The 13,178-nt window shown below is 52.2% G+C and carries 10 protein-coding genes and 1 other annotated feature; of the genes, 5 read left to right on the plus strand and 5 right to left on the minus strand.

From position 1 onward, the window contains the following. Positions 1 to 22: 22 nt before the first annotated feature. A complete protein-coding gene (locus FPZ45_RS06140) occupies positions 23 to 901 on the minus strand; it encodes a LysR family transcriptional regulator (protein WP_144699496.1) in 879 nt (292 codons plus the stop codon). A gap of 119 nt (positions 902 to 1,020) precedes the next feature. On the opposite strand from FPZ45_RS06140, the gene zwf reads away from it, so the two are divergent. The 5 genes from zwf (at position 1,021) to asd (ending at position 8,263) form a co-directional block, all read left to right on the plus strand. Next, the gene (gene zwf, locus FPZ45_RS06145) at positions 1,021 to 2,562 is read left to right on the plus strand and encodes a glucose-6-phosphate dehydrogenase (RefSeq protein ID WP_144699498.1); all 1,542 of its coding nucleotides are present in this window, start codon (positions 1,021 to 1,023) and stop codon (positions 2,560 to 2,562) included. Then, a complete protein-coding gene (gene tkt / locus FPZ45_RS06150) occupies positions 2,546 to 4,534 on the plus strand; it encodes a transketolase (protein ID WP_144700077.1) in 1,989 nt (662 codons plus the stop codon). Before zwf ends, tkt begins: the two co-directional genes overlap by 17 nt. Positions 4,535 to 4,577: 43 nt before the next feature. Further along, positions 4,578 to 5,243, plus strand: coding sequence for a fructose-6-phosphate aldolase (fsa, locus tag FPZ45_RS06155; protein WP_144699500.1), 666 nt, complete (start codon positions 4,578 to 4,580; stop codon positions 5,241 to 5,243). Positions 5,244 to 5,282: 39 nt separating this feature from the next. Then, positions 5,283 to 6,698, plus strand: a complete 1,416-nt coding sequence (gene gndA, locus FPZ45_RS06160; RefSeq protein WP_144699502.1) for an NADP-dependent phosphogluconate dehydrogenase — start codon at positions 5,283 to 5,285, stop codon at positions 6,696 to 6,698. A 79-nt stretch (positions 6,699 to 6,777) separates the two neighbouring features. After that, positions 6,778 to 7,045: a binding site (T-box leader), on the plus strand. A gap of 132 nt (positions 7,046 to 7,177) precedes the next feature. Next, positions 7,178 to 8,263, plus strand: a complete 1,086-nt coding sequence (asd, locus tag FPZ45_RS06165; RefSeq protein ID WP_144699504.1) for an aspartate-semialdehyde dehydrogenase — start codon at positions 7,178 to 7,180, stop codon at positions 8,261 to 8,263. 80 nt (positions 8,264 to 8,343) lie between these two features. On the opposite strand, the gene FPZ45_RS06170 is transcribed toward asd, so the two are convergent. The 4 genes from FPZ45_RS06170 to FPZ45_RS06185 form a co-directional block, all read right to left on the minus strand. Continuing rightward, the gene (locus FPZ45_RS06170) at positions 8,344 to 9,156 is read right to left on the minus strand and encodes an undecaprenyl-diphosphate phosphatase (RefSeq protein ID WP_144699506.1); all 813 of its coding nucleotides are present in this window, start codon (positions 9,154 to 9,156) and stop codon (positions 8,344 to 8,346) included. Between the two features lie 206 nt (positions 9,157 to 9,362). Then, on the minus strand, positions 9,363 to 10,511 hold the full coding sequence (locus FPZ45_RS06175) for a Ger(x)C family spore germination protein (RefSeq protein WP_144699508.1): 1,149 nt from the start codon (positions 10,509 to 10,511) through the stop codon (positions 9,363 to 9,365). A gap of 9 nt (positions 10,512 to 10,520) precedes the next feature. Then, positions 10,521 to 11,990: a spore germination protein gene (locus FPZ45_RS06180; RefSeq protein ID WP_144699510.1), complete on the minus strand. Its 1,470-nt coding sequence runs from the start codon at positions 11,988 to 11,990 to the stop codon at positions 10,521 to 10,523. Beyond that, positions 11,987 to 13,072 (minus strand): GerAB/ArcD/ProY family transporter, encoded by a 1,086-nt coding sequence (locus FPZ45_RS06185; RefSeq protein ID WP_186438252.1) that lies wholly within the window; start codon positions 13,070 to 13,072, stop codon positions 11,987 to 11,989. The genes FPZ45_RS06180 and FPZ45_RS06185 overlap by 4 nt, the downstream gene beginning before the upstream one ends. Positions 13,073 to 13,178 lie beyond the last annotated feature (106 nt).

Consider the following 13,178-nt stretch of genomic DNA (forward strand, 5'->3'; position numbering starts at 1 on the left):
TTGGTTTTTTGCGTCCACAGATTTAACCGATCAGCTCGATAAAGCGGATAGCCGCGCTAGTTAGCGGCATGTTGCGCATGGTCATGATCCCCACGTGGGAAGGAGGGAGAGGCACGTCCAGCCGCACTTCGAAGAGCGAGCCTTCCTCGAGTTCCTTCGAGACGAATTCCCGCGTCACATAAGAGATCCCCAGTCCCCTTCGGGCGAATTCGATCAGGAGATCGACGCTTCCGACCTCGATCTCCGGTTTGATCGTGTAGCCGTAACTCTGAAAAATTTCCGTAATCGTCATCCGAGCACGACTGTTGCGGGAGAACAGGATGACGGGATATTGTAGCAGCGTATCGAGCGACAGCACTTTGTCTTTCAATTCCGCGTAAGCGGCCCCCGCCACGAAACAATCCTGCAGCAAGAAGCTTTCCCTCACTTGCAGTTGAGGATCGACGATCGGCATCCGAACGACGCCAAGATCGATCCGGCCTTCCTTCAGGAAAGAAATTACCTCGGGCGTCGTTCCGTGATTGAGATGCAGCTTCACCCCGGGATACTTGAGGTGGAAATCCTCCAAATACGGCAGCAAATAATGTTTGAACAGCGAGTCGCTGCCGCCGATTCTCAGATCGCCGCTTTCCAGCGTTTTGAGAGCGGCCATTTTTTCTTCGGCTAAAGTAATCAAAATATGCGATTGTTCGATATAGGAATACAAGATGGCGCCTTCCTGCGTAAGCGCGACGCCCTTGGAGTTGCGGTAAAACAATGTGAGCCCAATGCTGTCTTCCAACTGCTTGATTGCATGGCTGACGCTCGGTTGAGTTAAAAACAACGTTTTGGCTGCTTGCGTCAGACTGCCTGTTTTCGCCGCCCAATAAAACACCTTGTACAATTCGTAGTTATTGTTCATAGATGTGGTCTATAGCTCCTGTGAAATATATTCATTACTTATATGTCCCTTAAACGTATTATAGTGAACTTAAGAAAAAGAAACCAGAGCTTGGCAGCTCGTATGGAAGGAGTAGGAAAATGGAGCCTGCTACGTTTGTACTATTTGGAGCGACAGGGGATTTGGCTAAAAGAAAAATCTACCCTGCTTTGTATAATTTGTTCGTCGACGGCAAGCTTGCGCAGCCGTTCTCGCTGATCGGCCTCGGAAGAAGGGAATGGTCGGACGAGCTTTTTCAATCGAATGTCGAGCAAGCGGTCCGCCAGTTTTCCAGGCGTACGCCGAGCGATGACGCATCGCTGCGTCAATTCGTGAGCAACTTTCGATTCTGCGTACTCGACATCGGCCAGCAGGACGATTACCGCAAACTGCTGAAGTTGGTCGAGCAACGAGAAGAGGAACTCGGACTCCCGGATAACCGCTTGTTCTACTTGTCCGTCGGACCGGAGTTTTTCGAACCGATCGCTTCCAACATTCAAGAAAGCGGATTGGGTTCCGCCAGAGGCTGGAAACGGCTCGTCATCGAAAAACCGTTCGGTCACGACTTGCAATCCGCGCGGGATCTGAACCGCAAGCTGAGCGAGACGTTCGCGGAAGAAGAAATTTTCCGGATCGACCACTATCTTGGCAAGCCGATGGTACAGAAGCTCGGAGCGCTACAGCAGGCCAATCCGGTCATTCAAGCGCTATGGAGTAATCGTTACGTCGCCAACGTGCAGATTACGGCCAGCGAGACGGTCGGCGTTGAAGAAAGAGCAGGTTATTACGACCATATTGGCGCGGTTAGGGACATGTTCCAAAACCATATGCTGCAATTGCTAATGATGACGGCGATCCATCTCCCTCACGAGAGTTCCTCCGAGAAGGTGAGATTCAAGAAGAAAAATGTCATTGAAGCCGTTCAGCCGCTGCAGAAGCAAGACGTTCGCGCGCAAGTCGTTCGCGGACAGTATGCGGAAGGAAGCGTTCAAGGCAAGCCGGTCGCGGGATACTTGTCCGAGCCGGGCATTGCGCCGGATTCCAGGAACGATACGTTCATCGCGGCCCGATTGCTGATCGAAGATTCTTATTGGCGGGGCGTTCCGTTCTATATTCGCACAGGCAAAAGAATGAAAGAGAAGTCCACGAGAATCGTCGTAGAATTCAAGGAGCCGTTAGCACAAGCTACAGTGTCTTCGGAAGACCGTGCCGCACCTAACTTGCTCATTTTCGAGATCGGCCCTAACGAGGGCATTACGCTGCAGATCAATTCGAAGGACCTCGAGAATAAAGGGGAATTCAGGCCGGTCCATATCGATCTCGACTTGCATGACCGCCAAGAGGACGTGCCCGAAGCGTACGAAAATCTAATCGGCGATGCTCTGCGCGGCGACGCGACTTTCTTCGCGCATTGGGACGAAGTCGAATTATCTTGGCAATGGGTGCAGCCGATTCTCGACGCGTTCGAAGAGAACCTGGTTCCGCTTCAAACGTATGCCGCAGGTTCTTACGGCCCGGCGGGATCCGATGCGCTGCTCGCCGAGGACGGTTATCATTGGTGGTTCGACGTCGAACCCGAACAATTAAAACAAGAAAATCAAACGCAAAAAGGAGAACAATATGCCTATCACGCAAACAATTGATCAATTAGCAATCGACACGATCCGTACGTTATCCATCGACGCTATCAATGCCGCCAATTCCGGTCACCCGGGCTTGCCAATGGGAGCCGCGCCGATGGCATACGCCCTCTGGGCCGAACATCTGAATCACCACCCGGGCAATGCCAAGTGGTTTAACCGCGACCGGTTCGTCCTGTCTGCGGGCCACGGCTCAGCGTTGCTCTACAGCCTGCTGCATCTAACCGGATATCGCGTATCGATCGAAGATCTGAAGCAATTTCGCAAGCTGAACAGCTTGACCCCGGGACATCCTGAATTCGGCCACACGGACGGCGTAGATGCAACGACCGGCCCGCTCGGACAAGGCGTAGCAATGGCGGTCGGCATGGCGATGGCCGAAGCGCACTTGGCTGCGAAGTTTAACCAAGATGGTTTCCCAGTTGTCGATCATTATACGTACGCGCTCGTCGGAGACGGCTGCCTGATGGAAGGCATCTCTTATGAAGCGATGTCCATGGCCGGACATATGAAGCTCGGCAAGTTAATCGTCCTGTACGATTCCAACGATATTTCTCTTGACGGCGATCTTAACCTTTCGTTCGGCGAGAACATTCAGAAGAGAGCGGAATCGGCGAACTGGCAATACTTGCGCGTGGAAGACGGCAACGACGTCTCCGCCATCAGCAAAGCTATCACAGAGGCGAAGAGCAACGATTCCCAGCCTGCGATCATCGAGATTCGCACGATTATCGGTTACGGCAGCAAAGCAGCCGGCACGAACAAAGTACACGGCAGTCCGCTTGGCAAAGACGAAGCCAAAGCGACGAAAGCCGTATACGGCTGGCCATACGAAGAAGAATTCACCGTTCCGGATCAAGTCAAAGCTCGATTCGAGCAATTAAAGCAACAAGGCGCGGTCAAAGAAGAAGAGTGGAACAAGCTGCTCGCTTCATATACGGAGAAGTTCCCAGCGCAAGGGCGCGAGCTCGCGCAAGCGATCGACGGAACCGTACTGATCGATTCCGCGGATATTCTGACGTTCGATGCTTCCAAGACCGTATCCACGAGAGTCGCAAGCGGAGAAGCGATCAATCATTTCATTAAATCCGTTCCAGCCATCTTCGGGGGAAGCGCGGACTTGTCGGGTTCGACAATGACGGACATTAAAGGCGAACCGAAGTTCGCGATTGATTCTTACGCGGGACGCAACGTATACTTCGGCGTTCGCGAACATGCGATGGGCGCTGCCGGCAACGGCTTAGCGCTGCACGGCGGCGTAAAACCGTTCGTCAGCACGTTCTTCGTCTTCTGCGATTACTTGCGCCCGTCCATCCGGTTGGCCGCACTGCAGAAGCTGCCTGTCATTTACGTATTTACGCACGATTCTATCGCTGTAGGAGAAGACGGACCTACGCACGAGCCGGTAGAGCAATTGGCCTCGCTGCGCACGATACCGGGGCTGACGGTCATCCGTCCGTCGGACGCCAATGAAACGGCAAGCGCATGGGCTTATGCGTTGGAGCAGAAGGACGGGCCGGTAGCCTTGGTGCTCAGCCGCCAGAACCTGCCGATCTATGAATCGACCAAAGGCAATAAGGACAACGTAGCCAAAGGAGCTTACGTCCTTGAGGAAACGAACGCGAACCCTGACATCGTCCTGATCGGTACAGGATCTGAAGTATCGCTGGCCGTGAATGCAAAGTCCGAACTAGAGAAGAGCGGTCATTCCGTTCGCGTCGTGGCCATGCCAAGCAGAGAATTGTTCGATCGCCAACCCGATGCATACAAGCTAAGCGTGCTGCCTGCCTCCGCGACGAAGCGGATCGCGATCGAAGCTGGCATCTCGCTCGGTTGGGACCGCTATGCCGGACCGAACGGGAAAGTGCTGTCGATCGACACTTTCGGCGCTTCGGGACCTGGCGGCGAAGTCATGACGTACTTCGGATTCAGCGTTGACAACGTCGTTCACGTGGCGAAGGAATTACTGAAGTAATTTAATTGATTAACTACATTAATTACTTGGGAGGTTATTCACCATGAAGTTTTTTATCGACACCGCTAACCTGACAGACATCAAAAAAGCTTACAAAATCGGCATTCTGTCCGGCGTAACGACGAACCCGTCGCTCGTCGCCAAGGAAGGCGTCAAATTCGAAGACCGCATCGCCGAGATTTTGCGCGAAGTTCCGGAAGTCGAATCCGTATCCGCGGAAGTCACACCCGACGCATTGACGGCGGAAGAGATGATCGCACAAGCGAACGAATTGATCAAGATTAACAATAACGACAAGAACATCACAATTAAGCTGCCAATGACGCTTGCTGGCTTGGAGGCTTGCCGGTACCTGTCCAAGAAAGGCGTGAAGACGAACGTTACGCTGATCTTCACGGTGAACCAAGCACTGTTGGCTGCCCGTGCAGGAGCGACCTACGTATCTCCGTTCCTCGGCCGCTTGGACGATATTTCGGAAGACGGCGTTCAACTCGTTTCCAAGGTGGCGGAATTGTTCCGCATCCATCAACTGGACGCACAGATCATCGCCGCATCCGTCCGCCATCCGGACCACGTCACCCGCGTCGCCATGGCAGGCGCGCATATCGCGACGATTCCGTTCTCGGTCATCGAGCAAATCTCGAAACACCCGCTGACCGAGCAAGGCATGGAGAAGTTCGCAGCGGATTGGAAAAAAGCCGTTCAATAATAGAGATATACAGGCAACAAGGAGAGGGAGGAACCGAAAATGAGCAAACAGCAAATCGGCGTGGTCGGCTTGGCCGTAATGGGCAAGAATCTCGCCTTGAATATCGAGAGCAAAGGATTCTCCGTCGCTCTGTTTAACCGTTCGTCGGAGAAAACGAAAGAGCTTCTGACAGAAGTACCTGGTAAAAACTTCGTCGGCACTTACAGCGTAGAGGAGTTCGTGCAAGCGTTGGAGACGCCGCGGAAAATCCTGATCATGGTCAAAGCCGGACAAGCGACGGACGACACGATTAACCAGCTCGTGCCTTATCTGAGCAAAGGGGATATCCTGATCGACGGCGGCAACGCTTATTTCCCCGACACGCAAAGAAGGAACAAAGAGCTCGAAGCCCAAGGCTTCCGCTTCATCGGGGCGGGTGTTTCCGGCGGCGAGGAAGGCGCGCTGAACGGCCCGGCGATCATGCCGGGCGGGCAGAAGGATGCTTACGAGCTCGTGGAACCGATTTTGACCGCCATCTCGGCTAAGGTTAACGGCGATCCTTGCTCGACCTATATTGGAGCGGATGGCGCAGGTCACTACGTCAAGATGGTGCACAACGGCATCGAATACGGCGATATGCAGTTGATCGGCGAAGCGTATCACTTGCTGAAAGACGTGCTTGGCGTAAGCACGAACGAATTGCACGAGATTTTCACCGAATGGAATAACGGCGAGCTCGACAGTTATTTGATCGAGATTACGGCGGATATTTTCTCGAAAACCGATCCGGAAACGGGCAAACCGATGGTTGACGTCATCCTGGATTCAGCAGGACAGAAAGGCACTGGCAAATGGACGAGCCAAAGCTCGCTCGACTTAGGCGTACCGCTGTCCATCATAACCGAATCCGTATTCGCCCGGTTCATCTCCGCGATGAAGCAGGAGCGCGTAACCGCCAGCAAGAAGCTGGACGGCCCGGCTACTTCCGCTTACGACGGAGATCGCAACGAATTCATCGAAGCGGTCCGCCAAGCATTGTACGCGAGCAAGATCGCTTCCTATGCGCAAGGTTTCGCGCAGATGAGAGCTGCTTCCGATGCGTACGGATGGGATTTGAATTACGGCGGAATCGCGATGATCTTCCGCGGCGGCTGCATTATCCGCGCTCGGTTCCTGCAAAATATCAAGGACGCCTACGATCGCGATCCTGCGCTGCAAAACCTGCTTCTCGACGATTACTTCGGCAGCGTCGTGAAAAATTACCAAGCCGCTTGGAGAAAAGTCGTCGCGACTGCCGTTACCCGCGGCATTCCGGTTCCCGCGTTCGCGTCCGCGCTGGCGTATTACGACAGCTATCGCACGGAACGGCTTCCGGCCAATCTGCTGCAAGCCCAGCGGGATTATTTCGGGGCGCATACGTTCGAGAGAGTCGATCGGGAAGGCAGCTTCCATTTCCAATGGATGGCGAACTCCTAAGACAAATTATTCTCAAATGACCGATTTTCAAAAAAAGATATTTACCTCGGAACGGTTATTTGATAATATAATCGCAATATGAAATGCGAAGAAGAGACGAGTAAATAAAAGAATTCTTTCGCAGAGAGCTCCGGTAGCTGTGAAGGAGCAAAGAATTCCTTATTGAAGAAAGACTCCGAGCAGCGCATCGGAACCTTCGAACGGAAGGGGATGGTGCGACAGGCGCTCCTGTTACAGAGCTAGAGTATAAGCATTGCGTATCGCAATGCCGTACTTGAAGAGGCCGCTATGGCGACATATCGGCGAATCTGGGGTGGTACCGCGAGCATACAAATCTCGTCCCTAAGGCAATTGTCTTGGGGGTGGGATTTTTTTATTGCGATGCGGGAATATCGGCGCCCGATCGCATACGGTACATGAGGGCCGGACAATTCAGATGATGATAATGACATGACATAAAAGAAAGGGCTGGAATCAGGATGACGGAAAAATTGAAAGTCGGTATTGTCGGAGGAACGGGCATGGTGGGCCAGCGATTCGTGCAACTGCTGGATCAGCATCCATGGTTTAAGGTGACGACGATCGCAGCCAGCGCGAGCTCGGCTGGCAAAACGTACGAGGAATCCGTACGCGGTAGATGGAAGCTTCCTGACTCGATTCCGGAAGACGTGAAAAACATCGTCGTGCTGGACGCTTCGAAGGTGGAAGAAGTCGCATCCCAAGTCGATTTTATTTTCTGCGCGGTCGATATGAAGAAAAACGAGATTCAAGCGCTTGAAGAAGCTTACGCGAAGACGGGAACGCCCGTCGTCTCCAACAACTCGGCGCACCGTTGGACGCCGGACGTGCCGATGGTCGTTCCGGAGATCAACCCGGAACATCTTGAAGTGATCGCTGCACAGCGCAAGCGGCTCGGAACTTCGACCGGATTCATCGCGGTTAAGCCGAACTGTTCGATTCAAAGCTACGTGCCGATGCTTCACGCGCTGCAAGAATTCAAGCCGAAGACGGTCGTCGCTTCCACGTACCAAGCGATCTCCGGCGCGGGCAAGAACTTCACGGATTGGCCGGAGATGCTCGATAACGTTATTCCGTACATCGGCGGCGAAGAAGAGAAGAGCGAGCAGGAACCTCTTCGCATCTGGGGCACCGTCGAAGGCGGAGAGATCGTCAAGGCCAGCGCTCCGCACATTACGACCCAGTGCATTCGCGTTCCGGTAACGGACGGCCACCTGGCGACCGTATTCGTCTCGTTCGAGAACAAACCATCGAAAGAGGATATTCTAAACCGCTGGGCGCAGTACAAAGGACGTCCGCAAGAGCTCGGACTGCCAAGCGCGCCTAAGCAATTCATCACTTATTTCGAAGAAGAAAACCGTCCGCAAACGAATCTGGACCGTGACATCGAAGGCGGCATGGGCATCTCCGCGGGAAGATTGCGCGAGGATTCGCTTTACGATTACAAATTCGTGGGGCTGTCGCACAACACGTTGCGCGGAGCAGCCGGCGGTGCCGTGCTGATCGCGGAACTGCTGAAAGCGGAAGGTTATATTCAGGCGACATGACTTGAAAAGTGAACGGTAAGCAGACTGCAAAAAAACAAGATCCCCGGACCACTTTTCGGGGATCTTGTTTTTTTGCTTTTTTATAAAAATATAAGCGTCAAAATGCCTGCGCCGAAACAATAGTAGGCGAAATATTTCAGATTACCTCTGGCCATAATGCCAATGAACCATCTCATCGAGAAGTAAGTGACCACCAGCGTCGTCAGAAAGGCGATGACGTAGGGAATCGCCAGCTCCGCGCGGTTCGGATCGTGCGCGATGTCGGAAGCGCCGAGCACGAGGCCTCCGATGCTGATCGGAATGTAGAGCATGAACGAAAATTTCAGCGCCGTCTCCTGCTTCATGCCGACCGCGATCGAGGTAATGACGGTTGCTCCCGAACGGCTGATGCCCGGGATGAGCGCGACGGCCTGAGCCAGGCCGACCAGCAGCGCGTCCTTGAACTTCAAATCCCCGTCCTGCTTGCGTCCGCGAAGATTCCGAATGAGCCACAGCGCGCATCCCGTCAGCAGCAAGCCGACCGAGACGGTGTGCACCGACGAGAAAATCTCCTCGATCCGATCCTTGAACAGTCCGGCGACGATAACGGCCGGAATCGTGCCGACGACGATGAACAGGCAGAACAGAAAGTCCGACCGGTACTCCGCCTTGCGGGTGAGCAGGAAGCGTACGAAGCCCGAGATCAGCTTACCGATCTCCTGCCTGAAAATGAAGCAGATGGCGATCAGGGAGGCCGTGTTCGTCAAAATCTCGAACGACAGACCGTTCTGCTCCAGTCCAAGCAGTCTTTGTGCGATGATTAGGTGCCCGCTGGACGAAACCGGAATCGGCTCCGTAGCGCCTTGAACGACGCCTAGAAATAAGTACTTCAGCCATACGATGAATTGTTCCATTTTGTCCGAGGGTTCCCTCCATTTCTATTTTACCTGAACATCGTACATCAGTTTGTCCCGCGTTGACAACAGGACTTCGGACGGGTTGACTATTGAACCATTTCCGTAAAGCTCTTGCGACGCTCGTCCGAGGTATATTAATCACATAAAAGAAGGCATGCAACCGCGGATTGATCGCGCGGAGCTTGCCTATTATGAAAGGCGGATCAAGTATCATATTTGCCTTTTTCCGTGCCGGCGTGAATGATCTTGAGATGAAAGTCGATCCCGTCGAGCGCATCCGGCGATCGTATCTGCTCTTCGCTCCATTGCTTCGACTTCCATAACCGATAGTGATCGCGATACAAGTAATGTTCCAGATTGAGAATATCCGTCTGATAGGTGCGTCCCGTCTCGGCCAACTGCCTGATCTCCCGTTCGATCGCTTTTTCCGTTGCGTCAGTTAATTCATGTGCATTCCGAAATCCGGAAACCGACCAGTTCGTAACATATCCTTTTAACTTTAATCCAAGATGGAATCGCGGAAGACTTCCTCCCTGGATCATCCTGAATTTCACCTTCGGATACTCGATAACGACTTGCGTCGTCGGCTTCTCTTTGTTGGGAACGGGTATGGCTGCGCGAACCGTCTTCGGCCTCACCCAACGCAGTCCGGCCAATTCGGCTATGGGAATATAGCTCTTAAACTTATCGTTCTTCAAAAAAACCGCGCCTTCAATTTCAAGTTTCGGCGCCGGTTTGTTATTGATCGACCAAGGTTTGGGGTTCAGCGCAAGCGACGGGACGCAGACTGTAAATCCGGGCTCGTAAATCCGGCTCATCAATCGATGAAGTTTGAGGGGTTCGACTAAAGAAGTTTGCGAGTAATTCCCTAACGGCGCCTGCAGAATCGTGCTCATCGTGGATTGATCATAGAATCCTTTGGCGGATAAGATATTTTTCACTGAACTTCTCGTCGTATACACCCAGGGCGTAAAACGAAATTCGTAGTATCTGCTGATGCTGTCGTATATGCTTTCAATCCCTCGCTTAATCGCTTCCTGGCTGATTACGATCGCGGTGACATGCCCCCAGAATATTTCTTCTTGCGCGGTTTGATAAATTTCAAAGAACGATTCCTCGAACGAGTTTCCCGTTCCTTCGCCGATCCACACTTTCGCGAGTTCCTTTTTCCCGTCGGTCGTTTTCGCTACGGAGGGAAGGTTAATGAATTGGACGTAGCCGTGGTATTGACCGTTGATGTAGTCCACGCCGATCGCGGTGGCATAATTCATTTTTTCGATATTTTTGATATCGGTCGTGCAGCCCGTTACCACGATCGTGAACAAAACGAACAACGCAACCCAACGTATCATGTTTATCACCTACCGCTTGTTGACCATTCGAGACGACTTTCTTTTTCTGTGAAAAGGATTCATAGCGAGCGCAGACAACCATTCCTTAAACTTTAGGGAAACGATCGGATCTAAATACGCCATTCCGAAAGACTCGAGGCGGCATAAATACACGAGAATCGCCAATAACGCCAAGATGAATCCGTATATCCCCAAACAAGCGGAAGCCAGCATGATAAATAACCTAAGCAAACTCACTGAGCCGGACAGGGATTGGTTGACCAGCGTGAAGGAAGCGACTGCGGAGATCGCAATGATGACGAGCAGCGTCGGCGATGCCAGACCGGCACGGATCAACGCGTCGCCGATGATGATTCCCCCAACGATTCCGATCGTCTGTCCGACTGCTTTGGGAAGCCGGATTCCGGCCTCGCGGAGCAGCTCGAACAGGAATAACATTAACAGAGATTCCAGAATCGTAGGCAACGGAACGCCTTCGCGGGAAATGATTACCGTCGCGAGAAGATTAAAGGGGATTTCGTCCAAATTCACGGTTGCGATAGACATCCAAAACCCGGGGAGCAAAATACTGAGCGCCAGACCCAGGATGCGAAGCGCTCTTTGGAAGATCACATAATAATACGGAAAGTGAGAGTCTTCAGGCGTCTTGATCAGTTCCGTAAAGTTGGCCGGACCGATCAGCGCCATCGGGGAACCGTCGACGAATATTGCGAACCTTCCGCGCAGCAAAATCTCGACGATAAAATCCGGACGGCCGATGTAATCGATAATGGGAAACACGGACAACGTTCTATCGGACAGCCATTGCTCCAACTGACCGCTGCTCACGACGCATTCCGTCTTCATCGTGCTTAACCGTTCTCGCACTTGCGCCAGCATATCCGGATTCGCTTTATGACTAAGATAGGCAAGAACAACTCTGGTTTGGCTTAAACTGCCGACGACGTACTTCTCCGAATGAAGCAATCCCGTTGGCAATCTTTTGCGGATCAGGGAGAGATTCGTGTACACGTTTTCCGTAAAAGCGTCTTTAGGTCCTTTAATGGAGATCTCCGTATTGGATTCTTCTACCGATCGCTCAGGCACATCGGAAATCTGCACGACCCAGAAATCGCTCGACCCGAACCGGTACAAAATCAAGCTGCCTCCGAACACTTCCGAAATCAATTCCGCGGTCGTGCTTTTCGAAGAGTATAAAGGGAGCTTCTCCGAATATTCCGAAGCGATGTCCGGATGATTTGCAATTGCCGTCATGTAATGGCATATCGAGGCGAAATAGGTGTTTAATTGCATTCTGTCGACCATGCCTTCGCAGTAAAAAGCGACCAATTTGTCCGCCAGCTCCGTTTGTTGAATGGAGGGGAACACGATATCCGCATAGACGGACATCGTCTTTCTGAGAAGTTCTTCATTCCAGCGTCCGCGGCTTAATTGATCGTCAAGCTCCGCGAACAACGACGCCTCTGCCGATGCGTTCATGAAGTTTCTCCTTTCTTGCTGCCCGGCAAATAAGTCAACGGGAACAGAATGGCGATTGCGGCCAATCCGAAAATAAACGAGCTCACGTAAAAGTGGTCATGAATGACGGTCTGCATCCATAGATCGCTGACATGAAGTAGCGAAGGCAATGCCATAAGCGCTGCGCCTCCGATCATAGCGGCTTGGCGCCTACGGGGATTATGCATCCCGATAAGTTCCGACAATAGATAGATCAGGAGAGCCGTCCTTGCGATACTTCCGGCCATCATCTGAAAAACCGCAAGAAAATCGACATGTGAAATATATTCTCCAACCGTAACCAATCTCCATTGCTCGAAAGCGGGAAATCTCAACGTGCCGGCAATGTTCGGACCGAAAGCCGATAGCGAACCTAGGGTAGGACCGAGAATCAAGCCGAACAACAACGTCAACAAGATCACGATCGTTCCGTAATTCAGAGGTTTCTTGAGCTTGTGCTGAAGGACGACCAGCATCAGCATTTCAATACTGCCCCCGAACACGATCATCCCGCCGCGAATATCGGAAGCGATTCCTTCGGAGAAGAAAGGTTTGATCAGGCTGTAATCCTTGCTGTCCAGAGTCGACAGAGATACGAAATAACCAAAAAGCCAGACGATAGGCAATAAGATGATCGAGAAATAGACAATTGTCTTTAATCCGTTGCGGGCGGCGAAATAAGAAACAATGACATCACTAAGAACGACCGCGACATTCGGGGTTTTCGGCAAAAAATAAATTTCCGTGTTCATGCACGTGTCGTATACGATGAGCATGCCGAGCACGAGAAAATATAACGATAAGCACCAGCATACGGTCAATCTTCCGAATTTGCCGATGCGCGACTCCAGCCATACGTCGAACGGCGAATCCCGCATCGATTTTAAGATGAAATATAAAATAGCGGTCCAGGCGACCAAGAACGGATAGGCCAGCAGGATGCTGAACCATGCGTCTCTTCCCGCGTCCTTGAGCAGATGGGGAATAATGAACACATGGTTCGATATGCCAAGAGTCAACAGCAACAAGAACACCAGTTGCAGCCTGGAGAAGCGCGTGTCCACTTTCATTCCTCCCGATCAAGGAAATGCAGGTCTGGTGAGTTATTGTTACCATGTAATTGGTAATTATTCCTTGGAGCGGCGAGAAGGGCTAGCTCAACGTTCTGCG

Origin of the sequence: Cohnella terricola (assembly GCF_007786475.1) — a bacterium.
Classification (GTDB): Bacteria; Bacillota; Bacilli; order Paenibacillales; family Paenibacillaceae; genus Cohnella; species Cohnella terricola.

Bases quoted from the DNA above. Each gene is read 5' to 3' on its own strand.
- FPZ45_RS06140 (WP_144699496.1), bottom strand. From the start codon at position 901: ATGAACAATAACTACGAATTGTACAAGGTGTTTTATTGGGCGGCGAAA.
- zwf (WP_144699498.1), top strand. From the start codon at position 1,021: ATGGAGCCTGCTACGTTTGTACTATTTGGAGCGACAGGGGATTTGGCT.
- fsa (WP_144699500.1), top strand. From the start codon at position 4,578: ATGAAGTTTTTTATCGACACCGCTAACCTGACAGACATCAAAAAAGCT.
- gndA (WP_144699502.1), top strand. From the start codon at position 5,283: ATGAGCAAACAGCAAATCGGCGTGGTCGGCTTGGCCGTAATGGGCAAG.
- asd (WP_144699504.1), top strand. From the start codon at position 7,178: ATGACGGAAAAATTGAAAGTCGGTATTGTCGGAGGAACGGGCATGGTG.
- FPZ45_RS06170 (WP_144699506.1), bottom strand. From the start codon at position 9,156: ATGGAACAATTCATCGTATGGCTGAAGTACTTATTTCTAGGCGTCGTT.
- FPZ45_RS06175 (WP_144699508.1), bottom strand. From the start codon at position 10,511: ATGATACGTTGGGTTGCGTTGTTCGTTTTGTTCACGATCGTGGTAACG.
- FPZ45_RS06180 (WP_144699510.1), bottom strand. From the start codon at position 11,990: ATGAACGCATCGGCAGAGGCGTCGTTGTTCGCGGAGCTTGACGATCAA.